Origin of the sequence: uncultured Maribacter sp., assembly GCF_947500985.1 — a bacterium.
Lineage (GTDB): Bacteria > Bacteroidota > Bacteroidia > Flavobacteriales > Flavobacteriaceae > Maribacter.
This window is the reverse complement of record NZ_CANMTX010000005.1, coordinates 322,444-349,310: the sequence shown is the minus strand read 5'-3', so window position 1 is coordinate 349,310 and position 26,867 is coordinate 322,444. Positions and strand designations below refer to the sequence as shown.

Below are 26,867 nucleotides of genomic sequence, written 5' to 3'. Positions count from 1 at the left end.
ATACGGCTGGTTCATACTTCCTCTTTTAATATGTAATCTGAGTTGGGGGCAAATGAACCATCCAAAAGCTAGTCCGTTTTCTAAGATTGAACAAGAAGTAGGACTCTCAAAAATTACTATAGAATATTCAAGACCATCTGCTAAAGGTCGCACTTTATTTGGTAATCAACCTAACGGTGAACCCGGTCTAGTACCTAACGGTCGTATTTGGAGGGTAGGAGCCAATGAATCTACCAAAATCACTTTTAGTACTGATGTTTTAATTGGTGGAAGAAAACTTCCTAAGGGTACTTATGCCTTATATGCTTTTCCAGAGGAAGAAGAATGGCAAATAGTTTTTCATAACAATACTACACATTGGGGAGATGGCAGGGCAAAGTATAATGCAGAAGAAGATGCATTACGTATTCACGTTAAACCAATTCAAAAACAAGATTTTCAAGAGACTTTTCTAATTTCGTTTGATGATATTGATCACAACGGAGCTATTATGAATTGGAATTGGGGAAATACAGAAGTTTCAATCCCCATTCAATTTGATACAAAATCTATTTTTGAAGAGCAGATTAATGCTCAATTATTAAATACACCAACAGCACAAACCTATTACGAAATAGCACGTTATTATCAAGAGCAAGGATTAAAACCTAAAGAAGCCCTCGGTTATGTCGATAGTGCTATTAGCATGGGTGGAGATACCTATTACTTTCATAGAGTACGATCTTTGATTTTGGCAGCTTTAAATAAATATGAAGCAGCAATAAAAGCATCTATAATATCCATTGAATTAGCCGAAAAGGAAGGTAAGGATGAATTTGTACGTTTAAACCAAAATGATATTCGCAGATGGAAAACTCTTCGATCAACAAATAAATAAAAGTATGAAAAAGCATGTTTTATTATTAGTCATTATTTTGTTGAGTGCTTGTAAAAACGAGCAAGAAGCTAAGAAAGAGGAAGTGATTCTTTGGACACCGTATAACGATTCTATAGAAGTTGCTGAAAATGCAAATCACGAAAAAGGTCGCATGCAATACAAGTTGATTCAATCTAAAGTGTTAGATAAGAATGAAGTCTTTATGCCCTTGTATGAAGAAGTTTCTAAGCTAACAGAGACAGCATATAAAGAGATGCTTCCTATGATTTTGGAGCAAGGTATTTTTGTTATTAGAAATCATATCAAAGAAGGTAGGCTGACATATGAAAATCTAGTATTGTTTTATTTATATCGCATTTATAAGTATGAGTTGAGTAATGAGACAACTTTAAATACCATAATAGCCCTTAATAAAGACGTGGTTGAGCAAGCACGAGATTTAGATAGGCAAAATGAAAAGGGTATAGCGGCTAAAACGCAACATCCAATTTATGGCATGCCTATTTTGTTGAAAGACAATATTAATACCGTGGGTATGAAAACTACTGCAGGTTCAATTGCGTTAATGGATAATGAAGTGGATGATTCTTTTATTGTTCAGCAATTAAAAAAGAACGGAGCTTTAATTTTAGGTAAGGTGAATTTAAGTGAATGGGCGTATTTTTTATGTTCAGGTTGCCCAGTAGGGTATAGCGCCTATGGTGGTCAAACTCTGAATCCTTACGGGAGAAGAGTCTTTGAAACAGGTGGCTCAAGTTCTGGTAGTGGTACGGCGGTAGCTGCAAATTATGCTGTTGCTGCAGTAGGTACAGAAACTTCTGGCTCTATTTTATCACCTAGTAGTCAGAATTCTGTGGTAGGTTTAAAACCGACCATAGGTTTATTGAGTAGGTCGGGCATCGTACCTATTTCAAGTACATTGGATACTCCAGGACCTATGACTAAAAATGTGAAGGACAATGCTATTTTGCTTTCTGCCATGTTTGGTTATGATGAGTCAGACCCTGCATCTGTTGAAGATAATTTTTTGGGAGTTTTATCTGCAGGCTTACATCCAATACCTTTTTCAGAAATGAGATTGGGTGCTATCAAAGAGCTGATGGAGACCGATAGTATTTATAAACATACCGTTGAAGATTTAAAAGAAGCTGGCGCAACAATAATTGAGTTTACACCACCAGAAGTTGATATGAATGGCTTTTTGAGTATTTTGAACATTGATATGCGAAATGATTTAAAGTCGTATTTAAAAGAAAAAACCAATCCTGAGTTGGTGAAAATTACTTCAATTGCAGATGCAGTGACATTTAATAATGCAGATTCGTTGATTAGAATTCCGTACGGGCAAGCATTGTTTGAAGGTATATTATCAGATACTATCACAATTGCTCAATTGGAAGAAATAAAATCTAATCTTGAAAAAAATGGACGAACTTTCTTCGATACAGCGATGGATAAGTACAAGCTAGATGCTGTTTTATCTATTAATAATTACCACGCAGGTTATGCTGCAGTTGCCAAATACCCTGCTCTGACAATACCTATGGGGTATAAAGTGTCTGGTGAGCCAATAAGTTTAACCTTTATTGGAAAACAGTTTTCAGAAGCGCATCTGTTAAGGCTGGGAAAAACATATGAAGATAATTTTCATAAACGCGTGACGCCTAAAGACTACCAAAACTAAATTTAATTACTTAAAATGAAAAGAAGGAGCTTTGTCAAAAAGACTTTTCAGTGGGTAGCTGGGTTAGGTTTGGTAACAGGATTGTACAGTTGGCAAATAGAACCTTTTTGGATGCAGTTTGTGTATTTGAAAATGCCTTTGAAGAATTTACCAGATTCACTCGTCGGTAAAACGGTAATGCAAATAAGTGATGTGCATATTGGCAATTCTTTTGATTATCAATATATCATAGATTCATTTAAAGAAGCCCAAGAATTAAATCCTGATTTTGTGGTTTATACCGGTGACTACGTAACCTATGAAGACAATGAACAACTAAACCAGTTGCAAGAGGTATTGAAATTTGTGGTTAAAGGTGCTTTGGGTACCATTGGTATATTAGGTAATCACGATTATGGAATCGATTTTGTAGAAGATGATGTCGCGCAAAAAATCACGAAGAGTTTAGAAGACGTAGGGGTAACCATGTTGCGTAATGATGCCGTGGAAATTAACGGACTCAATTTTTTGGGGATGGATGATTTTTGGGGTAGCAATTTTTATCCTGAAAAAGCTATGGCAAAATATAATCCTGAGAAAGCAAATATTACTCTATGTCACAATCCGGATGTATGTGATCTTCCTGTCTGGAATAATTTTAATGGATGGATTCTTTCTGGTCATACACATGGCGGGCAAGTAAAACCACCTTTTCTACCTGCATTAATATTACCGGTAAAAAATAAAAATTACGATGCTGGGATAAAAGATTTAAATGACGGAAGAACCTTATATATTAATAGTGCATTGGGTTGTTTGCGTCAAGTTCGTTTTAATGTAAGACCAGAAATTACGGTATTTGAATTGATGAAAAAAGTTTAAAACCTTAGACTAATCAATTGATTGAATCACTGTATTTGCAGCCAATCTAGATTTACCTATTAAATTCGGTTGTGTGTTATCATGTTCATCACGGTAGCCTATTGCTACTGAAAATAAAACCTTGTGATCTTTAATATTAAGTATGTTCTTATATTTTGCAACGTCAATACCTTCCATAGGTGTGGAGTCTATTTCCATAGACGCACATGCGGCCAAAAAGAATCCTAACGTAATATAAACTTGATGAGATAACCAGTTAACCGTTTTCTCTTTTGATTGCGTTTTTATGTATTGCTTATAAAACTTAATAGAGTTTTCAAGTAAATTTTCTTCAACACGTTTTTCAAACTCTTCAAGGTTATTCATTACACTAAAAACGACCAAATGACTGGCATTTTTTATTTTAGGGGCATTAGAATATGAAGCATCAGCTAAATCATTTTTCACCTGTTCATTAGAAACGAATGTGAATAACCAGGGTTGGCTATTAATAGAAGACGGACTTAATTTTAGAATGTGTTTTAAATCTTCAATTTCTGAATTTGAGATTTTTCTAGAAACATCATATTTTTGGGTAGTGTATCTTTTTTCTGCAATACTTCTAAAATCCATTTTACAATTTTATACAAAAGTAAGCATACTTATTTGCTAAGTGTAGACTACGAATATAAGATGTGTTTAAATAGATAGAAAAACTACTCGATTATAGCATTGATCAGCTCCCATATTTCATTATCGAAATTAGAAGGACCTAAAAGTTCTTCGTTACTTGCACCACCTAATCGTACAACTACCAAATCTAAGCTTGGCACCATATATAGTTTTTGGTCATTTAACCCTAAGCCTGCATACATATCTGCAGGTGCATTGGGTATTAAGCTGCCGGTAAACTCTTCAACGGTACTTGGTAGTCTAAAACTACTTTTACCATTTAACCAATACAGGTATCCGTAAGAAAGATTTAAATCTTGAGAGCTATTTGTCATGGCGTTAAAGTAACTCTGGTCAGATAGAATCGAGGTTCCGTCCCAATTACCTTGATTTAAGTTTAAAATTCCGAAACGAGCCATACTTCTTGCAGAACTAAAGAATACATTATTATAGCCTACTTTAATAAATAAGCCTTGCATGCCAATTGGTTCTTTGATCTTTTCAGAAAAATAAGAATTAAAATCCGTGTCGGTCGCGTTGGCAATGACATCATCTAATAACGTATAAGGTGCATTATGATAATACCAAAAAGTACTAGGGTCATTCAAATATGATAGACATTCTAAATCAGTGCAAAAAATATCATCCACCGTATAATCTAGACCAGTAGTCATCGTCAATTGATTTTTTATGGTAATATTCAGTTCTTGTTCTATAGGCATGCTTGACCAGCCCTCACCTAAATAAGTTGACGTAGAATCTGTAATTTTAAGATATTCCTCTTCTTGAGCAATACCTGTAAGCATTGCCGTTAAATTTTTTCCGGCTGAATTCCATGCATGATTATCATCAGACTTAAAATCGCCAAAGTATTTTTCGATCACTATTCTACCATCCTTCAGAATAATAAAAGCGTCTGTGTTATTATTTTCTAAAAAGAAATATAAGTTGCTTACTTGGTCTTCGTTCCATCCTAAGGTTTCCATAGATATGGTTTCCCACTCGTTAGCTCTTGAAATTGGAGGAAAATAAGTTTCTGTCGGTATTGGTGCCACCTCGGGTGGTACGCCACTTTTGCCAGTTTCTGAGGTAGGTTCAGAATCACTGGAGCATGAAGCTACAATTAATGATAGGGCAAATAGCCTGAAATATTGGGAGAATTTCATGGTTAATTTAAGATTTGGGTATTGATAAACTGTAATCAAATAAAGATTACAAGTAAATTTGTCCATATCTAACGTTTTTAAGTACCCAAATCGTATTTTTGCACCCCAATTTAAATTATGAGGACAAAAACCCTTAAGAAGAACAAAATCAACGTAGTAACTCTAGGTTGTTCAAAGAATGTATATGATTCTGAAGTACTCATGGGCCAGCTAAAGGCTAACGACAAAGAAGTTGTACATGAAGAAGAAGGAAACATTGTTGTAATTAACACCTGTGGCTTTATTGCTAATGCAAAAGAAGAAAGTGTTAATACCATTTTAGAATATGTTCAAAAGAAAGAAGATGGTACGGTAGATAAAGTTTTTGTTACTGGTTGCTTAAGTGAGCGTTACAAGCCAGATTTACAGAAAGAGATTCCTAATGTTGACGAATACTTTGGTACTAGTGAGTTGCCAGGTTTATTAAAAGCACTAGGGGCAGATTATAAACACGAGTTAATTGGTGAGCGTTTAACGACTACGCCTAAAAACTATGCTTATTTGAAAATTGCTGAAGGTTGTGATAGACCTTGTTCGTTCTGTGCAATTCCTCTAATGCGTGGTAAGCACAAGAGTACACCGATTGAAGATTTGGTAACCGAAGCTGAAAAGTTAGCTGCCAAAGGAGTGAAAGAATTAATATTGATTGCCCAAGATCTTACGTATTATGGGTTGGATCTTTATAAGAAAAGAAATCTTGCCGAGCTTTTAGAAGCTTTGGTAAAGGTAGAAGGTATTGAGTGGATACGTTTACATTATGCATTTCCTGCAGGTTTTCCGATGGATGTTTTAGATGTAATGAATAAAGAACCAAAGGTTTGTAACTATTTAGATATTCCATTACAACACATATCTGACCGTATTCTTAAAAGTATGCGTCGTGGTACCACAGAAGCTAAAACAACCAAGTTGTTAAAGGAGTTTAGAGCTGCAGTACCAGAAATGACCATTAGAACCACTTTGATTGTTGGTTACCCTGGTGAAACTGAAGAAGATTTTGAGATTCTTAAAAACTGGGTAGTTGCCATGCGTTTTGAGCGTTTAGGTTGCTTTACGTATAGTCATGAAGAAAACACACATGCCTATACTTTGGTAGACGATGTCCCAGAAGAAGTAAAACAAGAACGTGCCAATATTATCATGGAAATTCAATCTCAAATTTCTTGGGAATTGAACCAGAAGAAAGTAGGGGAGACTTTTCGTTGTATTATAGATCGTAAAGAAGGTAACTATTTTATTGGAAGAACAGAATTCGATTCTCCCGATGTTGATAACGAGGTTTTAATAGATGCAGCTAAGCATTATGTGAGGCAAGGTGAGTTTGTAAATATTAAGATTACAGAAGCGGCGGACTTTGACCTTTACGGTGAACCTGTTGTATTATCTAATTAAATAGAAATCCTACTTTAAAACCGCCCCAATTGGCAGAATTACCAGAGGTGAATTCTTTGGTAATCGTTGTTCGGGTATATTCTAAATACAACTTTCTGTATTTGAGTATGAGTCCGTAGTCGATTTGTGCGGTAAACCTTTCTATATTTTTTGAAGAAATGGTATAAGGATTGTCATTGGTAAAAATGCCGCCTTGCAAGGTGGCATCAAAACCAACGACATGTACTGTTGGCTGTACAAAAGCATAAAATTTAAACTTCGAAAGTGTACTGTTTCTAGAGAATGGATTATCTAATAGTCCGATAGTAGAATTAAATCCGACCGATGCATTTGTAAACAAGGTTCCTAGTTGTAAAGAAGTTACTGCTTGTAGGCTGATAAAATCTGTATAATTGAAAATTTGTTGCTCATAGCCAATTTTATAGTTCAAGACTAAATCGTTCTGAATTTGATTGTCCCAGCCACCGGGAGTTTTGTTTTCGATAAGCTTATGAATTGCTGTTTGCATTTCTCTGCCAAATGCACCCGGACCAATTAATCCCAAGCTTAACGATTGAGATAATCTTGATTTAGAAATAGTATCTGTTGCAATAGCAAAACTCTTAAGGTATATAGCAGCAGCAAAGGGTCTGTCATCTAGTTGAATATCTGGACTAACAAAATCGCTAGGTGTATAGCCAATATGCTCTAATGCCAACCCATAAGTGAAGTACATAGCTTTTGGATTGATGAAAAGATAGTTTATTGGATTTTTCTTTAAGCTTCGGTTGGCATACTCAAAACTATAACCTTGCGTGTAATTTTTATCTGACGCAGCGAAGAAATCATTGTCATAATTAAATCGGAAATAGCTTTCACTACCCATATCTTTGAAGGAGGCAAGATGGTCTATTTTTTGACTTGAAAGTATCGTTGGCAGTAATAGTAAAACTAGAATGTAATTTTTCATCACACTATTTACGATGAAATCTTATGAAGGTTTTATTTGTTTGGGTGTTAAATTATATCAATGACCTTTACATCATATTATAATTTATATAACAATAGTTTAGTTGTTGATTCCTAGATCATAGAGATATGTTTGAACTTAGTTGAGTAACTTGTTTATACTTGATTTTAGGAATCAGTTGTGTCCACTTTAGAAAGTAAATCGCTTGATAAAAACAACTAAAGCTCCTTCTTCATCATACCAATGGTGAAATATCCTAGCAAAGCTATTACCACACCAATAATAACCCACAACCACCACTTATTTTCGAAAAGAGGATTGGTTGTTTCAATTTCTGGTTTAGGAATTTCTACTACGCTACCAAAATCTAGTTTTGTAATATTCTCAGGTAAAGAAATCGTAGTTTTTGATATATCATAATTAGGGAAATTATCATTCGGCTTACCATAAACTAAATAATAGGTAGCTGGTTCTGTAAAACGAGTGGTCAACGTATGCACATACCCTTTAAGTTTTACAGCAGATATTTTTAAAGGTTGATTATCATTGTTTAAAATGATAACGCGGAGTTTTTGTGCTAACGTACCAGGTAATTGAAAGCTGTTATCTTCCATTGAAGAAAGAGTTTTTGTAGCTAAAGGTCTGTAATTGTGATAATATCCTTTTTCAGTCTTTACGCTATCAACCAAATACTGAATTGAAATTGACCTGTAGTAATCAATTTTATCATCGACCGTAAACTCTAGTAAGTTGAGAGGTACACGATTTTTTAAATCAATGTCTATAATCGTTTTTTTGTCTTCTTTAGATAGTTGGAAATCACTAACCTCATAATTGCGATAAGTTGCTGCCTTTTTAGCCTTTTTAGTAATATGTACAGATGTTAGATTCGGCTTTTCTTTACTCTTTATTAATACTCTGTAATATCTAAAGCTAGCATCTGGAAACTTTAAAGTAGTAAACGAATAATTTGTCTGGTCATTGTTAATAGATAAAATACGATAGTCTTCTAGAATAGTAAACCATTGTTTCTGATGTTGACTACCTTCAAGTGTAATTTCCCAATTAAAATTAGGATCTTCTATGTTTAGTAGAATCTCATTAATAGTTTCTTTTTGGGGTAGCTCATAAGTATAAAAATAACCTTTAGAATTATTGACGCTATTAATTAGGTTGAAAGATATCTCTGAATTCGAATTTTCAGCTTTAGAAACCTTATGCAGGTATGGCGCTTCAATAGTATCGGTAGCGGTAACTCCATAAACGCGAATATCGCTCATGTTGGTATTTACATCTTCAAATACATTGTTAGGTGCTTCAATAGTGTGCCATTGATTTTCGATACCCTTCAACTCTATTTTTTTAGAATAGGAATCCATCTGTCCAAAACAAACTGAAATCGTTAAAAATGCAAGTATTGTTAAAAAGCTATTGTTCAGTCTCATCTGAAATAATGTATTTGTATTTGTTGTAAAGAAATGAAATAATCAATAATAAGATACCCAATGATACAAATACGATTGTCTTAGAAATAGTATTTAATGATGAAATATCATAAAAGAACAACTTAATTAACGTAATTGAAAATAGTATTATAGCCCCAATTCGCAGGTATTTTTTCTTTTTCCAAATACCTAAAGCGATCAGTAAAAGCGCATATATACCCCAAAGAATACTAAGCCCTAGTTTATAAGATTGTTCAGATCCAGATATATCCATCCAATTTAACAATTCGCTACTTGTTACCCATATAATTGCGGTATGCATTAGCATTTCAAACGAAATTTTATAATTGAATTTTAGATACTCTTGTTGTGCTAATTTGTAAATGGCGAATAGAAGAAATGTAAGAAATGCAAATGAAATATAGCGCATGTAAATATTATATGCTCCTACATTATAAAATTCTGTCAGCTGCTGGGTAAGGTAATTTTCACGAAGCTCGCTTAAGGTGTAAAGTCCGATAGTAAGGAATGTTAAAGTTATTATAAGCGCAGAGCCTAGGGCTACAATTCCTAATACCTTGTTTTTAATTTTAATAATATTTACGAAACTTAAAACACTTATAAAAAACATGGTATATAGAATTAACCAAATAGCTTCAAAATCGATGAGATTGTAGTTGTACTCAGGGTAATCGCTAGAAGAACTTGATATTTCTATTTTAGATAACTGAAAGGCATTGTTCCAATACTGTTCAATTTCAAGATAGAAGGCAAAGTAGAGAGTGCTTACTAATAAAGCAGGAATACCAAATGTCATTATCTGTTGAACTATTGACGGTTTTTCAGTGCTGAATTTTGTTTGAATCCAATTCATGAATCCGAAGACAGCAACGCAAAGTGTCGAAGTCAAAAACGTTGTGTTTAATAATAGGCTCCATTCATCTGTGGTATTCATATAAGAGTACCTTGCTGCCCAATCCATTGTTAAGCTTAAGAATGCTAGAGCAACCAAAATATAGGAAAGATATTCATAGAATTTGACTTTTTTGGTGCGCCCGATCCAAAATAATAATGCGGCTTCAAATGCCCAAAATAACGTTACCCAATTGCCATCTAATTGAACAGGTACCGCTATGGTAATAAACGTAAGTACAAACCCAGAGGTTAAGAAGAATAGTTTTCGATCGGCTAATTTTCTTTTGAAGATAATTACCGTTATCACAAAATGAATAATTGCATTCAATAGGGTGAATAAACCTAAATAATATTCTCCACCTTCATAATCATAGAGCCATGCAATACCAAAGCCGTAAAATATGAACGAATTCAGCATGATTAGAATAATATCAGCAACTTGAAATTTTTCGGATTTTATCAATTTAAATGCTAAAAACGTAGCGTAGAACAATGTGAAGAATAGCGCTAAAAAGCCAAAGCCAATAGAGAAATCTTCATCGTAGCTAGAGAATGCATACCAAGATCCATAAATAAGCCACGTGAATGCAAAGGCTACGTAGTAAAGTGCTTTCCAGTATTTTTTAAACGAAATAACTAAGAGACCTATATTAATTAAGGCGATATAACTAAATAGTGCAGTAACATTGCCAGAATCATTACTTAAAAGAAAAGGTACGGCGTAAGCCCCTACTAGACCAATGTGAGCAATAATTTGCTTGTTGTAACTTAGTGCAGCTACGACCCCAAAAACGGTAAATAACAGCATAATACCAAATGCTACCATCTGCGGAAATAACCCATAAAGGTCGTAAGCGATATAGGTTAAGAAATAGAGAATAGCCAAAGCACCACTTACTAGAACAGCGCTGTAGCTTACGTATTTTGCTTTTAACTTAAATCCGAATCCTAATAAGCCTATGCCTACCAAATACCCAAGTATAATTCTGGTTAGCGGACTAATTAAGTTATTTTCGATAGAATATTTTGCGCCAATACCAACACCAATTACGGTAATAAGTATCCCTATTTTATTGATAAGATTTTCACCAATAAATTTCTCAAGATTAGATTTACCTTTTGGTAATTTTATTTTCTTTTCAGGAATCTTTTTAGGTTCTTCTTTTATAGAAGCAATTTCTATTGGAGCTTGAACAGGAGCGGGAGTTTCAATTTCTACTGCTTTATCAGTTATTGCAGCCTCTTTTTCAATACTTATCGCTTCAGGTTTAGTTGTTTGTTCGGTAGTCTCTTCGTTGAATTTTATCGCTTGAGTGTTTCTGAGAATTTGAATATCTCTGCGAATTTCATTTACCTCAATATTAAAGTCTTGCTGCTTTTTTAAAAGCAGTTCTAACTTTTGCATTAATGCATTTATTTGATCTTGGTTGTTTGGCATTGGTTGTGGTTTTTGCACTAACAGGTTAGTGTCTTCTATTTTAAACGCAAAAGATCTAAATATGTTGGGGAAAGATTGGTGTAGCTATGAAATAAAATATCCCTGAAACGAATTTAACTGTTTCAGGGGTATCTAAATAATATGATTTTACTAGATAAACGAGATTTAAATGCTCTGAAGCTTGCGTCGAAATCTCAATTAAATTTTTAATTTAATGCCTAACGATCTTTTTCCGAGGTTATTTATTTTTCAAAATATAAATAAACATACATTGCCGCACCAAAATTAGAAGTGTCGGTAGAAACCAAACGCCAGCCATTTTTTGCATACTCATCAAGTTTTTCTTGAATTTCTTTATTTGATGACTTCGCTAAATGAAACCTGTCAAAAGTTAGTTTTGAATAGAAAATTAGCGTTTCGACTTTATATTCTTTCATGCTGTTTTCTAGTTAACCATAAATAAAGCATTAGCGAAAAATAGTTTTCCATTTTCCCAAAAACCTCTAAAAAGCGGATTATCTACCATGTATATTACTTGACCGCGACCCATATCTTCTGTTCCAAAAATTAAGGTTTCGGCAATTTTTTTCTTTGCCTCGCTACCTGCGAATCCAGATACAGGTACATTGTTGCCTTCGCTTAAATACACTGCACTACCATTTTCTAAATAGTTATATGATCGTGACCCAAGTTTAAGGGTGAAATAAGTATCACTGTAGCCATAAGCTAACGGATTTGTATTATCAACCGTTGCTTTAAAAATAGCGCCTGTAATGGCAGATTTGATTTGTTCTCTTTCTGAAATTTCAAAAGATTCAATGGTATTTGAAGAGTCTTTTTTGATTTCTTTTTCTTTAAGAGTAAAGTCTTTGTCAGAAGTTGTAATACCATCAATAGCGCCACCCATGGCAATTAATTTTCCGCCACGTTTTACCCAGTCCTTAATTTTCTCTTTGTTGTAGGTGGTTAAAAAGCTATTGTAACCTCTGCCATCAGGTAAAATTAAAATATCGTATTTGGCAAGATCTACGCGTGTAAAATAATCCTCATCCAATACAGAAATAGGGTAGTCTAATTGTTGTTCAAAAAAGTTCCATATTTCTCCAAAGCGAAGGGTAGAAGTAGGCTCGCCAGAAAGTACGGCAATATTCAAATTCTGAATAACATCAACATAACCCGAGCCAAAATCTTTACCGCTTTCTACAAAGCCAGTATTGGTAGAAATTAATTCTTTAGCATGGTTGGCAGATGCAGTATTTAAAATATCATTAAAATTCTTCAACTGCTTATTATCACTTTTCGTAATAATCAATGTACCGCGCTCATGAGAAATACCATCTAAAGTAAAAGGCTTGTGTGCATAACGTACACGTACCTTGTTACGTAATAATTCAGCCAAAAATTGAGCATCTTTCATGCTATTCCAGTCCGCCAAATAAGCATACTTATTTGCATCTATATTTTTAAGCTCAGGCTTTTTAGGTGCAGCAGAAGAACCGCTAAAATTACTTTCACTCGCGATAGCATCTAATCCGTAAGCATAAGGTAAAGACCATGCAGTAATGTCATAAGTAACAGAATCGCTTAGTTTAGCCATAGGCTCGAACAATACCTTTACCAAAGTACTTTTCGGCTGATTCGATGAAATTACCAAACTTTGGTCGGTACTTTTTAATGATCCTGTCTTGCCGGTTGTATAGCTGTAACCTTTAACCGTACTGTTGGTACCGGCTTGGTATTTTATTTCATGCTTGTCTAATAAACTAGCCAAAACTTCTAATTTATCTGGGTTACCATTCAATACATAGCTTTTGTATTTGAAATTTTTATTCAGGTAAAACTTCTTAAACTCGTCATTTAATTTAGATGCATTTTTTGAAGCCACTTCTACGGTAGATAAACCAGTAGTTAGATGATGAGAAATTCTATCTTTTAAGGTAAGCGTATCTCCAATACTGGTAGTAATACCAAGACCGCCACGACCTCCGCCACCTTGTTCATAAGTCATACCAATACCACCATTATAAGTAGGGTAGGTGTCACCATAACTTGGGTATAGTAGGTCGAATACTTCTTTAGTAAAGTAAAACCATCCATTCTCATCAAAATACTTAGCGTGGTTTTTACCAATAGTTTCTTGAAATTCTCTTTGAAAATCTGTAATTACTTCATGAAAAGGTTCGGCAGCTGGTGCAAAATAATAAGGGTTGTTGACACCTTGCTCATGAAAATCTACATGCACGTGAGGCAGCCATTTGTTAAACTGCTTTAAACGTTGCTGACTTTCTACTTGTGTAAGCCAAGCCCAATCTCTATTTAGATCAAACATATAGTGGTTACTACGACCGCTCCACCAATTTTCATGGTGCTCTTTACTATTAGGGTCAATTTGATTGGGTGAGTTTTTAAATTGGTTGTACCAGTTTACATAACGGTCTCTACCATCTGGGTTAATACAAGGGTCGATAAGTACCACGGTGTTTTCTAGATAACTGCTTTTGCTAGTAAATAGATCATAAATGGTTTGCATAGAGGCTTCTGTACTAACACTTTCATTACCATGAACATTGTAGCTAAGCCATACAATAGCTTTGTCTGGTGAGCCTTCGCCGTTTAAGGCTTTCATATGCTCTTCTCTAATATTGTCTAGATTTTGCATATTTTCTTTTGTAGAAATAGTTGCCAATATTAGCGGTCTGCGTTCATTGGTTTTACCATATTCAATAAGCGTCATGCGTTGTGGTTCAGCCTCTGCTAAATATTGATAGTAATCAACAACTTCATGGTGTCTTGTAAATTGTGTGCCTAAGTCATAACCTAAAAATTCTGATGGAGATTTTAGTTGAGCTAAACTTAAAAGTGGAATAAAAAGTAATGCGTAGCGTAAAATTAGTTTCATATAGTTATTTGTGTTGAGAGTCAGTCAAATCTATTAAAATAAATGTAAAATGTAGTTGATTTAGCTTGTATTTTGACGAGTAATCAGGTATTTAATACTAGCGGTAATTAACTTATATTTAGGAAATGTAAAACGAAAGGGTTTTATATTTACCAAGTATTTACTTTTTATATGGATATTGATTGTTTGCCCTTAGAAAAAACGGGCTATTTTTCGAAATTAATTTGCGATTATGTCGCTACTGATACCAAATTAAAACCATTATACAATCGGTTTCCCGATGTTGACGGATTTAAAGGGCAAATTGAAGAGAAAGGGAGGCATTTTACCCAAGCTCAACGAGATGTGCTGTATTCTTCAATGCGGAATCAATATAAAAGCACAGATACTTCTAAAGGTACAGCGGCTAATATTGAGCTGTTAAAAGAAAAAAATACGTTTACTATAGTTACGGGGCATCAGTTAAATCTTTTTACGGGTCCGTTGTATTTTTTATACAAGATTATATCTACCATCAATTTAACGAAGCAATTAAAGAAAGAGTTTCCAAATAGTAATTTTGTGCCTATATATTGGATGGCTACAGAAGATCACGATTTTGACGAAATTAATTATTTTAATTTCAAGGGATTAAAATTTCAGTGGAATAAAGAAGCGTCTGGTGCCGTTGGGCATTTGCCTACTGAAGGATTGGAAGAAGTTTTTACACTATATTCAAAAACTATTGGCGATAGTAACAATGCTAAGAAGCTAAAAGAGTTGTTTGAAAACGCATATCTAAAACATGATAACTTAACAGATGCAACCCGGTTTTTGGCAAACGAAATTTTTAAGGACTACGGATTAGTTATCGTAGACGGTGATGATATCGACTTAAAAAAGACCCTAGTACCGTATATAAAGAAAGATATTTTTGAGCAAACTGCGTTCGAGAAAGTTTCAGAAACCATCAAAGAAATTGAAAATATTTCATCTGATTATCCGGTACAAGTAAATCCGCGTGAAATCAATTATTTCTATTTGAAAGACGGTATTCGCGAAAGAATTATAGAAAGTAAAGAGAAGTATTTAGTAAATGAAACAACTATTTCTTTCACTAAAGAAGAGTTGATAGAAGAGATGAATGCTCACCCAGAGCGGTTTTCGCCTAATGTAATTGCAAGACCATTATATCAAGAAGTAATATTACCAAACTTATGCTATATAGGCGGAGGCGGAGAAATTGCGTATTGGTTAGAATTAAAGGCAGCTTTTGAAGCTATGAATGTTCCTTTTCCTATTCTATTAGTTAGAAATTCAGCTTTGATCATTACCGAGAAACAAGCCGAAAAGCTAGAGCGAATGAATATTTCTAAGTCAGATATATTCTTAAAGCAGAATAGCCTTATCAATAAAAAGATTCGAGAAATTTCTAATATCGATATCGATTTTTCTCCACAAAAGAAATTGCTAGAAGAGCAGTTTAAAGATTTGTATGTACTAACAGAAAAGACCGACAAATCTTTTCTAGGTGCTGTAAAAGCACAAGAAGTAAAGCAGAAAAAAGGCTTAGATGCTTTAGAAAAGAGATTGTTGCAAGCGCAGAAAAGAAAATTGAAAGATCACGTAGTTCGAATGACAGAGCTGCAGAATGAAATTTTTCCAAACCAGTCACTTCAAGAACGTCAGTTAAATTTTTCTGAGTTTTATTTAGCGTATGGCGAAGACTTAGTGCCTATGTTATTTGAAGCTTTAAATCCATTAGATTTAAGTTTTACGGTTATTACCCAAAAATAAATTATGGGCAAGTACAAATCTCTAAATAAGATAACCATACTTGCTTTTTTATCATTTTTAGCCATAACCTTAATTACATTTTTTAAAAGTGCCTTAGAGCTAGAAGACGCTGAACAGGCATATTACTCGCAATGGTTTCGTTGGGGTTATGATGATCAACCACCACTTTATACATGGTTGCAGTATGGTTTCAATACCATATTTGGTGTAGGTAAAATATCATTTTCCATTCTTAGGGGGATTTTGTTTGCCGGCACATTACTTATGCTGTATCGATATTCTAAGCTAAGAATTAAAGATGTTGAAACATCTAAATTGGCTATTTTGGCATTGGTTTTCATACCTGTGTATATCGACTTTACGTTCCGAAGGCTTTCACATACCAGTCTATTGTGTTTAAGTGTAGTAGCGTCTTACTATTGTATACAGTTATTGATGCAACGAAAATCGATTTTAAATTATCTATTACTCGGTTTTGTCGTGGGTGTAGGTTTATTATCTAAATACAATTATGCATTTTTTCTGGTAACCTTCGCCTTAGGTTCTTTATGGGATAAAGATTTGAGAGCTATAGTATTTAGCCCGAAAATGCTGTTCACTATTTTACTTTCTTGTTTGTTAGTTGCGCCACATACCTATTGGTTATTGGGTCCTGACGGATTTCAATCTTTTTTAGCTTCTAGTATTGAAGAGAAAATTGGAATAGAAGAAGTTGAATCGGGATTTTCATTTATGCCGATTCTAATTTATGTAAAAGGATTATTTGCGCTATCATTCCCTTTGCTATTGGTAATTGGTATCGGGTACTTCTCAAAATTGATCACTTTAAATAAGCAAAATTTAAACTGGTTTTCTAAAATGTTCTTGGCGCAATTACTGGTGTTGGGCTTGTTCTTTCTTGTTTTTCAAAGTCAGAAAGTAGAAACAAGATGGTTATTACCACTTTTTATTCCTTTTATAGTATTGTTAATAGAGACAGTAAGTTTTAAGAATAGTACGAAATTAGTTTCATTTGGATTCAGAATTTTTATAGCTGTAGTTTTTATACAAACAGTAAGAACACCAATAGAAAAAATATTGAATATTCCATCATCTGTTCATTTTGGTTTTGAGCCTATTGCCAATAAGTTGAGCAAGAATTATGATGATAATCAATGGGTGCTTCCTAATGTAACCTATGCAGGTAATGTGCGATTGTTACATCCTGAGCGAACAATAATTTCTGCAGATGATTATTCCTTGAGAACTTTAGAATTCAAACATAAAAAGGAAGTTGAAATAACGATTAACCCATCCGAAGTAAAACAGATCACACCTGTAGATAGTCTAATTGTTTTTGGAAAGGATAAGGAAAATCTTTATTTCTATATCAATTAAGGAACAAGAAATTTCCCTTTCCATTTATCATTGGTTTTTACAAAAACAGCTCTAATATGATTAGGTCGCTTAAGTTTTAAATATTCAATCTTTTTAGGTGTAATATCAATTATGCTGAAATAGTTTTCATCTTCAATATATTCAACATTATCTGGGTTATTAATAGTGCTTCCTGGCGTGGTTTGAGTAATGTAGTCTTTTCTGCTGTTAGGCTGGATAGTTTGCCAAGTTGTATTTAATCTTTCTGTGTCCGTTACCATTTGGGCAGTACCTTCAACTTTTAACTGTAGCATTTTTTCAGGATGATATAATAAAAAACTAACCTGATTATTATCATTTATATGTTTTATTTTCTGTGTGCGGCTATCTGTATATATAGTTAGGCGTAAATTTTCGGTAATCTCACGTAACACTACAGTACGCAAACGAGCGATAGTTTCATTGCCGACTGTTGCCATAGTAATGAATCTGAACGGATGCCCTTTTTCATTTACTCCGTTGTGTATTTCAGTACTTAATTCTTCAAAAAATGAATTGATCATACAGTTAATTTATCTAAAGGTAAAAATAAATGAATTTTATAGTAGGGTAAATGATGAGCTGGTTGTTATATAAGTAATAGCTGTGAAAAAGAATTGATTAGGTTCAATTTTTAAGCTTTGGTTTGAATTTGGTTTTTGATTTATGTGAAAGCTCGGGGTGGTTCCTGAGCTTTCTTTTTTTTATAAAAAGATTGTAAGGTGAAAAGATAAGTAACGACCTAGTGTTTGAATACAGATTGTTATGAAAAAGATTTTTTAAGTATTCGATTTGATAATTGGTTTATTAAGAAGCCCGGGTGATTACCGGGCTTTTATATTTAATATATTCTTTACCAGATCAGTAAATGACATTGATCAAAGTAACACTATTACTTCACCTTGTATTCTAGGCGCATGGTAATAGATGCTGTTTTATTTTTAGATGAGGTGTTGTATGCACCGCCCCAGCTATAATCTTCACCAGAATTTTGCCCTGTAATTTGAAAAACACCCATATTTGCAGAAACCAAATCACCTAAATTACTGCCTGCATTTTCAGCTATTTTTTCGGCACGTATTCTAGCATCTTCGGTAGCTTTCGAAATCATTTCAATTTTAAGGTCAGCTAATTTAGTGTAGTAATATCTTGGTGGCGATGAGTTGAATTGCACTCCTTTATTTAATAATTCAGTAATTTCTCTTGATACACCTTCTATCAATGAAACGTTTTCAGATTCTATTTTTAGAGTTTGAATTAATTGATATCCTCTAAAAATACTACCAACATAATTTCCATTTTCATATTGATTATCTCTCATTTCGGTAGTTTGTACACTATTGAAAATTATACTGTTCGCATCAATACCTTTTAAGGTTAAATATTGGCGAACAACTTCTTTATCGCGGTTTAATTGATCAAAAGCTGTCTTTAATACGGTACTATTTGTAGAAAATTGACCTTCCCAAACAATAAGATCAGAAGTGAAATTTTCGTTGCCCAAACCCGTAACCGATATCATTTGAGGTGGGTTCGCCCTTTGTATATATGAGTTGCCTAAAAAATAGGCAGCGATTACAATTGCCACTCCAAAAATTAATGCACTAACGTGTTTCATAAAAAATATTTAAAATAGAGTTTAAATATAACAAAAGATCCTTTTCAAGAACCGCCAATTTGCTATTTTTGCCCATGCAAAATAAAGTCCTGATACTAGATTTTGGTTCACAATACACCCAATTGATTGGAAGACGCGTACGTGAACTGAATATTTTCTCCGAAATTAAACCTTATAATAAACTACCAAAAGACCTTTCTGAGTATAAAGCGGTGATTCTTTCTGGATCTCCTTTATCGGTTAGGGGCGAAGATGCCGTTCATCCGGATCTGTCTGAAATACGCGGTAAAAAACCATTATTGGGCGTTTGTTATGGCGCACAGTATTTGGCGCATTTTCATGGTGGTAGTGTAGAAAAATCTAATACAAGAGAGTATGGTCGTGCCAACCTTAGCTTTATTAAGGAAAACGAACCATTTTTTGATAAAGTTGATACAGGCAGCCAAGTATGGATGAGCCATGCAGATACGATTAAGCATCTGCCAGGGAATACAACCTTATTGGCAAGTACCCACGATGTGGAAAATGCAGCATTTAAGTTTGAAGGCGAAGAGACATATGCAATTCAGTTTCACCCAGAAGTATATCACTCGAAGGATGGAAAACAAGTATTGGAGAACTTCTTGGTTAACATTGCCGGAATGGAACAAACTTGGACTCCCGATGCTTTTGTTGATAAAACAGTGGCGGAGCTGAAAGAAAAAATTGGAGATGAAAAGGTGATTTTAGGATTATCTGGCGGAGTAGATTCTACTGTAGCAGCAGTTTTGTTACATAAAGCAATAGGTAAAAACCTTCATTGTATATTCGTAAACAACGGTCTTTTAAGAAAGAACGAGTTTGGCGATGTATTGAAGCAATACGAAGGTATGGGCTTAAATGTAAAAGGTGTAGATGCTTCGACACGTTTTTTGGATGATTTAGCTGGTGAGAGTGATCCCGAAACCAAAAGAAAAACAATTGGTCGTGTATTTATAGAAGTTTTTGATGATGAATCGCATTTGGTTGAAAATGCAAAATGGTTGGCACAGGGTACAATTTATCCTGATGTTATCGAATCTGTATCAGCAACAGGTGGTCCATCTCAAACAATAAAGAGTCACCATAATGTTGGTGGTTTGCCAGATTATATGAAATTGAAAGTGGTAGAGCCGCTGAAGATGTTATTTAAAGATGAGGTAAGAAGAGTAGGAGCTAGCTTGGGTATCGACAAGGCATTGTTGGGTAGACATCCTTTCCCTGGTCCTGGTTTGGCAATTCGTATTCTTGGAGATATTACTCCCGAGAAAGTAGCTATTTTACAAGAAGTAGATGCAATTTTTATCGACGGATTAAAAAAATGGGATCTTTATGATAAAGTATGGCAAGCAGGTGCCATGTTATTACCTGTAAATAGTGTTGGTGTAATGGGCGATGAGCGTACGTACGAAAAATGTGTAGCGCTTAGAGCTGTAGAAAGTACAGATGGTATGACAGCCGATTGGGTGAATTTGCCATATGAGTTTCTACAAAAAACATCAAATGATATTATTAATAAAGTCCCTGGGGTCAATCGTGTCGTATATGATATAAGTTCAAAGCCACCAGCAACAATAGAATGGGAATAGTATGAAATACATGTTTAATCAAATTTACTTAATAGGGTCATTTTGTTTATTGGTGTCTTGCACGGCAATGGCGCAAAAATTCAATACCCATCAAGTAAAATCAGGAGAAACTTTAGAAAGCATTTCTAAAATCTACGGAGTTTCAACGTCAAGTATATTACAGTATAATAAGGAAATTAAGGAAGGTCAGAAACTGAGGTCTAATACGATATTGGTAGTGCCGGGTAAAAAGATAGTTGAGCAAACAAGTACGCCTGCTTCTAATACTCCGACTTCTAGCACGGTAACAACAGTAAATACTAGAGTAGTTCAAGATTCGGCAAAGGCAAGAGAACCTATTGGTTATACCGAGCACCGTGTCAAGAAAAAGGAAACAATTTTTGGCATTACTCAAATGTATAATATTACTGAAGATGAGTTAAAAAAATACAATCCGAAGTTGTATGCCTCACCACTTCAGAAGAAGATGGATTTGCGTATTCCGAAGTATCGTGCTCCTAAAGTTGAAGAAGTAGTTGGTAATCAAGATGATTTAGAAAAGTACATTGTTGCGGCAAAAGAAACAAGGTGGAGTATAGCTCATAAATATGGTATTACCATTGAAAGAATGCTAGAACTAAACCCAGGGTTATCTACAGCTAATAATTATTTATCTGAAGGATATGAATTGTTGATGCCTAAAATTGCAGGTAGCACAGTTAAAAATCAGGTAACACAATTATATACTTCGTATACGGTACCTGCCAAAATGAATTTCTATCGTTTAGAAAAAGAATTTGGTGTAAAGTCAGACGAGATTGTTCGCTTAAATCCTGAGATTACAGAACGTGGCGGATTAAAGGAAGGTATGGTTATTCGTATTCCTGAACAGAAAATTGAAACAGGAGAAATAAATACAGATAACTATATTTTTTATGAGGTTAAACCAAAGCAAAATGAGTTTCGATTAACTAGAAAATTCGGAATGACTTGGGCAGAATTGGTTGCTTTGAATCCTGATTTGAAAGACGGACTAAAAGCAGGTATGGTTTTAAAACTACCAAAAGATAAAGTTGGTGATTTTGAGGTGAGAAATGCTCTAGTTCTAGATAAAGTAAATTTATTAGATAGTATGAATGTTGGTGTTACGCCAAAAATATTGTTCTTATTACCATTTAGGTTGGATAAGGTTAATTTAGAAAATAAGGAGAGTTCAGAAAAAACTATTAATGCGCGAAGAGATATGACCGTTAGCTTAGGTCTGTATTCGGGTGCTTTGGTAGCTATTGACTCGATGAAATCATTGGGAGTATCAATTGATATAAAGACTTTTGATAACCAATTAGATTTAGCGAAAACAAAGCAGATTCTGCAAGCGGAACAGTTAGGTAATTATAGTGCTGTTTTCGGACCTTTAGATGCGCCATCCCTTAAAGAAACCGCTGTGCAAGCATCTAAATTTAATGTACCAGTGTTGGCACCGGTAAATGCTAAGAGCGATATTAGTTTAGACAACGTTTTCTTCTCTTATACAGAAGAAGAAGTATTGTGGAAACATATGTTAGATTATGTAGAAGCCAGCCATAAAGATGAGACACTTCTGATTATCGCAGACGAGGATAATAAAAAGGAGAAAGAGGCTATTATAAAACGATTTCCAACGGCGAAAGTAGTTGTAGTAAAGGAAGAAGAGAAGAATATAGGTATTAATAGAGATAAATTACAAACACTACTTTCAGATGAAGTTTCGAATTGGGTATTTGTGGAATCTGATAATTATAAGTTGATTGCCAGTGTGGTATCTATTTTAAACTCCTTCAATAATACAGCTTTTGATCCTGTGTTAGGTAAAAACAAGGTTAATGTTCGCATGTTTACAACAGATATGAATTCAGCTTTTGAAAACGATGTTATTTCAAATACGCATTTATCGAATTTGAAGTTTACGTACCCTTCGGTAAATCGTCAAGTGGCTAATAATTCATTCGTTGAACGTTATAGAAAACGTTTCGGTGATGATCCAGATAGATATGCAGTAAGAGGTTTTGACCTTACGTATGATCTTTTGCTGAAACTAGCTTATAATAACAGTTTAATCGATGTTTCAAGATTTATAGGTGAAACAGAATATAATGGTAATAAGTTTAATTACCAGAGAAAAGGTGTTGCAGGATATTATAACCAGTCTTCATATATTATGATGATAGACGATTTAAGAATAAAAACAATAGAGTAGATGACATCAAAAGTTACATACAACGGAGGTTTAAGAACAGAATGTGTTCATTTAAAATCGAACGATTCTTTCGTGACAGATGCACCGGTAGATAATAATGGTCTAGGTCAGGCATTTTCACCGACCGATACCGTAGCTACAGGTTTGGCCAGTTGTATGTTAACAATGATGGGTATTAAGGCAAACGGATTAGAAGTAGACTTAAAAGGTGCTACGGCATCTGTTACAAAACACATGGCTGCTTCACCTAGAAGAATATCTAAAATAGAAGTAGAGGTTCATTTGCCAAAAGAAATATCAGATAAGAACAAAAAAATCTTAGTGCACACGGCAAATACATGCCCGGTGCACTATAGTTTACATCCAGATATTGAGAAAGTAATCACTTATAATTGGGACTTATAAAAAAGGTACATTTTATATTATTTCTATTAGCGCTACTGACCATTTCTAATGTTCAGAGTCAAGAAGTAGTGTCTTGGGAGCCAGATTTCAGATTTACTTGGAGCGACTTTAAAGGCGCTGTACCTGTTACTTCAGGTGCCGCAGCAACTACAGCGAGCGGTATAACCTATCGCTTTTCCACTTTTTACGAGAATGATGAATTACAGGTAGATTATAAGGTGTTCGCTTATTTCTACCCTACGAAGTCGTGGTACAAACCTGAGTTGTGTAATAATGTTACCTTGCTACATGAGCAATTACATTTTGATATTACCGAGCTCTATGCACGAAAATTACGACAACAATTGGCAGAGACAAAATTTACGAAGAATGTAAAAGTAGAGATTCGTAAAATCTATAAAGCTATAATTCGCCAACTGAACGATTTTCAAAATAAGTACGATTCAGAAACCAACTACTCAAGAAATTTACCCGTTCAAGAAAGATGGGTTAAAGAAATTGAACATGCTTTAAAACAATAAGACTTAAAATTTTTCGGTAATTAAAAAGCACTTCTCTAAGAAGTGCTTTTTAATTGATTCGAGTATTTAGACTTCACTCAATATGATATTTTAGAATTAAGAAAAGTTCTTGTTAAAATTATACATCACAAATAGTAACGCCTTGTTTTAAAGCAGAAATTTTATCAGCCCAACTAGGTACAAATTCTTGCGCTACATGACCGGTATAACCCGTTTTTAGAATAGCCTTCATAACTGACGGGTAGAAAATTTCTTGAGTTTCATCAATTTCGTGTCTACCTGGGTTTCCACCAGTATGGTAATGACCATAATACTGATTGTAATCTTGTATGTTTCTAATGATATCACCTTCCATTATTTGCATGTGGTAAATATCATAAAGCAGTTTAAAATGTTCAGAACCTATCGCTTCACAAAGTGATACCCCCCATTCAGAAGTATCGCACATATAATCTTTATGGTCGACCTTGCTATTCAGAAGTTCCATTTGTAAAACCACGCCATGCTTTTCAGCCAAAGGCATAAGTTTTTTAAGACCTAGCGCGCAATTTCGTAATCCGACCAAATCGTTCATTCCGTTTCTGTTTCCGCTAAAGCAAATCAAGTTTGTATAGCCTGCTTCTGCTACTAAAGGTATTACACGTTCGTAATCGGCAATTAGCTCATCGTGTAATGAAAGGTCATTAAAACCTTTTTCTATACCCATACCGGCACCCCAACACATGGCCACGTGAATATTATATTTCTTTAAAAGAGGAAACTCATCTGGACCTACCAAATCTATAGAACGAATATCTAGCTCCACTAATTTTTTTAGAAAATCTTCAAAAGGGATGCTTCCATAGCACCAATAACAAACACTATGATTAATATTGTACTTTAATTTAGTATCAGTTTCAAGGCTTTTATTGTTTGTCGCTGCTGCTGAAGTAGTTAAGAATCCTACAGAGGCCGCCGCTGAGGTTCCAATAAAATTTCTTCTTTTCATGTTAATTGAATTGTAGATTGAGTAGTTGATTCTTTAAAGATAATTTTTTTAGATTTATAAATGGAAATTAATCCAGATAAGCAGAAGTTAATAGAATTGGCTCATTACCGAATGCCATTCGGTAAGTATAAGGGTAAGTATTTGATAGATTTACCAGAGCCATATTTGGTATGGTTTAATCAAAAAGGATTTCCTGATGGTAAATTGGGAGATTTATTGCGTTCTATGTTAGAAATCAAAACAAACGGCTTAGAATCGATAATTCGAAAAATACAAAAACATTTTCCTAAAGAAACCCGTTAAGTTCTCACCTCAATTTGTAACTTTGTGTCCCGTAACATAGAATTCGATACATGGCACAAACCAAATACATCTTCGTTACGGGAGGCGTTACTTCATCACTAGGAAAAGGCATCATTGCTGCATCTTTGGCGAAATTACTGCAATCTCGCGGCTACAAAACTACCATTCAAAAACTAGATCCCTACATTAATGTAGATCCAGGAACCTTAAACCCTTACGAACATGGCGAATGTTATGTAACTGATGACGGTGCAGAAACAGATTTAGATTTAGGTCATTATGAGCGTTTTTTAAATGTTCGTACTTCTCAAGCCAACAATGTTACTACCGGTAGAATTTACCAAAGCGTTATTGAAAAAGAACGTAGAGGAGAATTTTTAGGTAAAACAGTACAAGTAGTTCCCCATATTACGAACGAAATAAAAGAACGTGTACAGCTGCTAGGCAATAGTGGTGAGTACGATATTATTATCACTGAAATAGGTGGCACGGTAGGGGATATTGAGTCACTACCTTATATTGAAGCGGTTCGTCAACTACTTTGGGAGCTAGGTGATAACAATGCCATTGTTATTCATTTAACCTTAGTACCTTACTTATCTGCTGCAGGTGAGTTGAAAACAAAACCTACACAACACTCTGTAAAAACATTGATGGAAAGCGGTATAAAAGCCGATATTCTTGTTTGTAGAACAGAGCATGAAATTTCTAACGAGATAAAAGATAAACTGGCGCTTTTCTGTAATGTAAAGCGTGAAGCGGTTATACAAAGTATTGATGCATCGACTATTTACGATGTGCCATTATTAATGCAAGAAGAAGGTTTAGACACCGTAACCTTGCAAAAATTGGCATTGCCTAATACTGTAGCCCCAGACTTAGGCCGTTGGAACGAGTTTTTGGCAAGACATAAGAATCCGAAAGATGAGGTTACTATTGGTTTAGTAGGTAAATATGTAGAATTGCAAGATTCTTACAAATCTATTCTGGAGTCATTTATACATGCCGGAGCAGCGAACGAAGTGAAAGTAAATGTAAAATCTGTTCATTCAGAATATATTACAGCTGCTAACTACGAAAGTAAATTAAAAGGATTAGATGCTATTTTGGTAGCACCAGGTTTTGGTGAGCGTGGTATAGAGGGTAAAGTAAAAGCCGTTGAATACGCACGTATTAATAAAATACCGTTTTTGGGTATCTGTTTAGGTATGCAAATGGCGGTTATTGAATATTCACGTGATGTATTAGGACTTACAAATGCAAATTCTACCGAGATGGATGAAAACACTCCAGATCCTGTAATTAGCATTATGGAAGAACAAAAGACCATAACTGATAAAGGTGGTACTATGCGTTTAGGTGCCTGGGATTGTGATTTGAAAGATGGTAGTTTGGTTAAAGAAATGTACAACGGTGCTTCTCAAATATCTGAGCGTCATCGTCATAGATATGAATTTAATAATGCCTATTTAGAGCAATTAGAGAATGCAGGTCTCATGGCAACAGGTTTCAACAAAGAGACTAATTTGGTTGAAATTGTAGAGGCTAAAGACCATCCTTGGTTTATTGGCGTGCAGTATCATCCAGAGTATAAAAGTACTGTAGCTAATCCGCATCCATTATTTGTGGGCTTCGTTAAGGCAGCTTTAGAGCACAAAAAGGCACAAAGTAATGCCACATTGGCATAAACATCATATTTGGACATATATTTGCTTTCTTAAAA

At 34.5% G+C, this 26,867-nt stretch carries 22 protein-coding genes; 12 read left to right on the top strand and 10 right to left on the bottom strand.

Annotation, left to right across the window (positions count from 1 at the left end):
• Nucleotides 1-52 precede the first annotated feature (52 nt).
• The 3 genes from Q0871_RS13435 to Q0871_RS13425 are packed head-to-tail and all read left to right on the top strand — an operon-like array spanning nt 53 to nt 3,422.
• The gene (locus tag Q0871_RS13435) at nt 53-877 is read left to right on the top strand and encodes a DUF2911 domain-containing protein (RefSeq protein WP_299324654.1); all 825 of its coding nucleotides are present in this window, start codon (nt 53-55) and stop codon (nt 875-877) included.
• Nucleotides 878-881: 4 nt separating this feature from the next.
• Entirely contained in the window at nt 882-2,561 is a 1,680-nt protein-coding gene (locus Q0871_RS13430) for an amidase family protein (protein ID WP_299324651.1), read from the top strand.
• A gap of 15 nt (nt 2,562-2,576) precedes the next feature.
• Nucleotides 2,577-3,422 (top strand): metallophosphoesterase, encoded by an 846-nt coding sequence (locus tag Q0871_RS13425; RefSeq protein WP_299324649.1) that lies wholly within the window; start codon nt 2,577-2,579, stop codon nt 3,420-3,422.
• Between the two features lie 9 nt (nt 3,423-3,431).
• Here the strand turns inward: Q0871_RS13425 and Q0871_RS13420 are convergent, their stop codons facing one another.
• A complete protein-coding gene (locus Q0871_RS13420; RefSeq protein WP_299324648.1) occupies nt 3,432-4,034 on the bottom strand; it encodes an NAD(P)H-dependent oxidoreductase in 603 nt (200 codons plus the stop codon).
• An 83-nt stretch (nt 4,035-4,117) separates the two neighbouring features.
• Entirely contained in the window at nt 4,118-5,305 is a 1,188-nt protein-coding gene (locus tag Q0871_RS13415) for a serine hydrolase (RefSeq protein ID WP_299324645.1), read from the bottom strand.
• 51 nt (nt 5,306-5,356) lie between these two features.
• Here Q0871_RS13415 and rimO point away from each other — a divergent pair, with 51 nt between their 5' ends.
• The gene (rimO, locus tag Q0871_RS13410) at nt 5,357-6,670 is read left to right on the top strand and encodes a 30S ribosomal protein S12 methylthiotransferase RimO (protein WP_299324642.1); all 1,314 of its coding nucleotides are present in this window, start codon (nt 5,357-5,359) and stop codon (nt 6,668-6,670) included.
• On the opposite strand, the gene Q0871_RS13405 is transcribed toward rimO, so the two are convergent.
• From Q0871_RS13405 to Q0871_RS13385, 5 genes are all read right to left on the bottom strand, one after another.
• Nucleotides 6,663-7,619: a lipid A deacylase LpxR family protein gene (locus Q0871_RS13405; protein ID WP_299324641.1), complete on the bottom strand. Its 957-nt coding sequence runs from the start codon at nt 7,617-7,619 to the stop codon at nt 6,663-6,665. The genes rimO and Q0871_RS13405 overlap by 8 nt on opposite strands.
• A 218-nt stretch (nt 7,620-7,837) precedes the next feature.
• On the bottom strand, nt 7,838-9,064 hold the full coding sequence (locus Q0871_RS13400) for a DUF3999 family protein (protein ID WP_299324639.1): 1,227 nt from the start codon (nt 9,062-9,064) through the stop codon (nt 7,838-7,840).
• Nucleotides 9,048-11,417, bottom strand: coding sequence for a DUF2339 domain-containing protein (locus Q0871_RS13395; RefSeq protein ID WP_299324638.1), 2,370 nt, complete (start codon nt 11,415-11,417; stop codon nt 9,048-9,050). The genes Q0871_RS13400 and Q0871_RS13395 overlap by 17 nt, the downstream gene beginning before the upstream one ends.
• A 242-nt stretch (nt 11,418-11,659) precedes the next feature.
• Nucleotides 11,660-11,854: a DUF4177 domain-containing protein gene (locus Q0871_RS13390; RefSeq protein WP_299324637.1), complete on the bottom strand. Its 195-nt coding sequence runs from the start codon at nt 11,852-11,854 to the stop codon at nt 11,660-11,662.
• An 8-nt stretch (nt 11,855-11,862) separates the two neighbouring features.
• Complete coding sequence (locus tag Q0871_RS13385) at nt 11,863-14,316, bottom strand: M14 family zinc carboxypeptidase (protein ID WP_299324634.1); 2,454 nt, start codon at nt 14,314-14,316, stop codon at nt 11,863-11,865.
• A 171-nt stretch (nt 14,317-14,487) separates the two neighbouring features.
• On the opposite strand from Q0871_RS13385, the gene bshC reads away from it, so the two are divergent.
• Complete coding sequence (gene bshC / locus Q0871_RS13380; RefSeq protein ID WP_299324631.1) at nt 14,488-16,092, top strand: bacillithiol biosynthesis cysteine-adding enzyme BshC; 1,605 nt, start codon at nt 14,488-14,490, stop codon at nt 16,090-16,092.
• Between the two features lie 3 nt (nt 16,093-16,095).
• The gene (locus Q0871_RS13375) at nt 16,096-17,469 is read left to right on the top strand and encodes a glycosyltransferase family 39 protein (protein ID WP_299324628.1); all 1,374 of its coding nucleotides are present in this window, start codon (nt 16,096-16,098) and stop codon (nt 17,467-17,469) included.
• Here the strand turns inward: Q0871_RS13375 and Q0871_RS13370 are convergent.
• Both Q0871_RS13370 and Q0871_RS13365 read right to left on the bottom strand, forming a co-directional pair.
• Nucleotides 17,466-18,011 carry a pyridoxamine 5'-phosphate oxidase family protein gene (locus Q0871_RS13370; protein ID WP_299324626.1) on the bottom strand — a complete coding sequence of 182 codons (546 nt, stop codon included), beginning with the start codon at nt 18,009-18,011 and terminating at the stop codon, nt 17,466-17,468. The two genes, Q0871_RS13375 and Q0871_RS13370, sit on opposite strands and share 4 nt — an antisense overlap.
• A 368-nt stretch (nt 18,012-18,379) precedes the next feature.
• Nucleotides 18,380-19,105, bottom strand: coding sequence for an SIMPL domain-containing protein (locus Q0871_RS13365; protein ID WP_299324621.1), 726 nt, complete (start codon nt 19,103-19,105; stop codon nt 18,380-18,382).
• 74 nt (nt 19,106-19,179) lie between these two features.
• Here Q0871_RS13365 and guaA point away from each other — a divergent pair, with 74 nt between their 5' ends.
• The 4 genes from guaA to Q0871_RS13345 are packed head-to-tail and all read left to right on the top strand — an operon-like array spanning nt 19,180 to nt 23,853.
• Nucleotides 19,180-20,712 carry a glutamine-hydrolyzing GMP synthase gene (guaA, locus tag Q0871_RS13360; RefSeq protein WP_299324616.1) on the top strand — a complete coding sequence of 511 codons (1,533 nt, stop codon included), beginning with the start codon at nt 19,180-19,182 and terminating at the stop codon, nt 20,710-20,712.
• A gap of 10 nt (nt 20,713-20,722) precedes the next feature.
• The gene (locus Q0871_RS13355) at nt 20,723-22,927 is read left to right on the top strand and encodes a LysM peptidoglycan-binding domain-containing protein (RefSeq protein WP_299324613.1); all 2,205 of its coding nucleotides are present in this window, start codon (nt 20,723-20,725) and stop codon (nt 22,925-22,927) included.
• Nucleotides 22,928-23,332, top strand: a complete 405-nt coding sequence (locus Q0871_RS13350) for an OsmC family protein (protein WP_299324608.1) — start codon at nt 22,928-22,930, stop codon at nt 23,330-23,332. It abuts the gene before it with no gap.
• The gene (locus Q0871_RS13345; protein ID WP_299324604.1) at nt 23,320-23,853 is read left to right on the top strand and encodes a DUF922 domain-containing protein; all 534 of its coding nucleotides are present in this window, start codon (nt 23,320-23,322) and stop codon (nt 23,851-23,853) included. Before Q0871_RS13350 ends, Q0871_RS13345 begins: the two co-directional genes overlap by 13 nt.
• Nucleotides 23,854-23,971: 118 nt before the next feature.
• Here Q0871_RS13345 and Q0871_RS13340 read toward each other — a convergent pair whose 3' ends face one another.
• Nucleotides 23,972-24,841 carry a TIM barrel protein gene (locus Q0871_RS13340; protein ID WP_299324599.1) on the bottom strand — a complete coding sequence of 290 codons (870 nt, stop codon included), beginning with the start codon at nt 24,839-24,841 and terminating at the stop codon, nt 23,972-23,974.
• 60 nt (nt 24,842-24,901) lie between these two features.
• Here Q0871_RS13340 and Q0871_RS13335 point away from each other — a divergent pair, with 60 nt between their 5' ends.
• Both Q0871_RS13335 and Q0871_RS13330 read left to right on the top strand, forming a co-directional pair.
• The gene (locus Q0871_RS13335; protein ID WP_133689005.1) at nt 24,902-25,144 is read left to right on the top strand and encodes a DUF3820 family protein; all 243 of its coding nucleotides are present in this window, start codon (nt 24,902-24,904) and stop codon (nt 25,142-25,144) included.
• Between the two features lie 50 nt (nt 25,145-25,194).
• Nucleotides 25,195-26,832, top strand: a complete 1,638-nt coding sequence (locus tag Q0871_RS13330; protein WP_299324586.1) for a CTP synthase — start codon at nt 25,195-25,197, stop codon at nt 26,830-26,832.
• The last annotated feature ends 35 nt before the right edge of the window (nt 26,833-26,867 follow it).

Bases quoted from the DNA above. Each gene is read 5' to 3' on its own strand.
- guaA (WP_299324616.1), top strand. From the start codon at position 19,180: ATGCAAAATAAAGTCCTGATACTAGATTTTGGTTCACAATACACCCAA.
- Q0871_RS13375 (WP_299324628.1), top strand. From the start codon at position 16,096: ATGGGCAAGTACAAATCTCTAAATAAGATAACCATACTTGCTTTTTTA.
- bshC (WP_299324631.1), top strand. From the start codon at position 14,488: ATGGATATTGATTGTTTGCCCTTAGAAAAAACGGGCTATTTTTCGAAA.
- Q0871_RS13405 (WP_299324641.1), bottom strand. From the start codon at position 7,619: ATGAAAAATTACATTCTAGTTTTACTATTACTGCCAACGATACTTTCA.
- Q0871_RS13400 (WP_299324639.1), bottom strand. From the start codon at position 9,064: ATGAGACTGAACAATAGCTTTTTAACAATACTTGCATTTTTAACGATT.
- Q0871_RS13330 (WP_299324586.1), top strand. From the start codon at position 25,195: ATGGCACAAACCAAATACATCTTCGTTACGGGAGGCGTTACTTCATCA.
- Q0871_RS13390 (WP_299324637.1), bottom strand. From the start codon at position 11,854: ATGAAAGAATATAAAGTCGAAACGCTAATTTTCTATTCAAAACTAACT.
- Q0871_RS13420 (WP_299324648.1), bottom strand. From the start codon at position 4,034: ATGGATTTTAGAAGTATTGCAGAAAAAAGATACACTACCCAAAAATAT.
- Q0871_RS13435 (WP_299324654.1), top strand. From the start codon at position 53: ATGAACCATCCAAAAGCTAGTCCGTTTTCTAAGATTGAACAAGAAGTA.
- rimO (WP_299324642.1), top strand. From the start codon at position 5,357: ATGAGGACAAAAACCCTTAAGAAGAACAAAATCAACGTAGTAACTCTA.
- Q0871_RS13370 (WP_299324626.1), bottom strand. From the start codon at position 18,011: ATGATCAATTCATTTTTTGAAGAATTAAGTACTGAAATACACAACGGA.
- Q0871_RS13365 (WP_299324621.1), bottom strand. From the start codon at position 19,105: ATGAAACACGTTAGTGCATTAATTTTTGGAGTGGCAATTGTAATCGCT.
- Q0871_RS13355 (WP_299324613.1), top strand. From the start codon at position 20,723: ATGTTTAATCAAATTTACTTAATAGGGTCATTTTGTTTATTGGTGTCT.
- Q0871_RS13335 (WP_133689005.1), top strand. From the start codon at position 24,902: ATGGAAATTAATCCAGATAAGCAGAAGTTAATAGAATTGGCTCATTAC.
- Q0871_RS13430 (WP_299324651.1), top strand. From the start codon at position 882: ATGAAAAAGCATGTTTTATTATTAGTCATTATTTTGTTGAGTGCTTGT.
- Q0871_RS13415 (WP_299324645.1), bottom strand. From the start codon at position 5,305: ATGGACAAATTTACTTGTAATCTTTATTTGATTACAGTTTATCAATAC.
- Q0871_RS13340 (WP_299324599.1), bottom strand. From the start codon at position 24,841: ATGAAAAGAAGAAATTTTATTGGAACCTCAGCGGCGGCCTCTGTAGGA.
- Q0871_RS13425 (WP_299324649.1), top strand. From the start codon at position 2,577: ATGAAAAGAAGGAGCTTTGTCAAAAAGACTTTTCAGTGGGTAGCTGGG.
- Q0871_RS13350 (WP_299324608.1), top strand. From the start codon at position 22,928: ATGACATCAAAAGTTACATACAACGGAGGTTTAAGAACAGAATGTGTT.
- Q0871_RS13395 (WP_299324638.1), bottom strand. From the start codon at position 11,417: ATGCCAAACAACCAAGATCAAATAAATGCATTAATGCAAAAGTTAGAA.
- Q0871_RS13385 (WP_299324634.1), bottom strand. From the start codon at position 14,316: ATGAAACTAATTTTACGCTACGCATTACTTTTTATTCCACTTTTAAGT.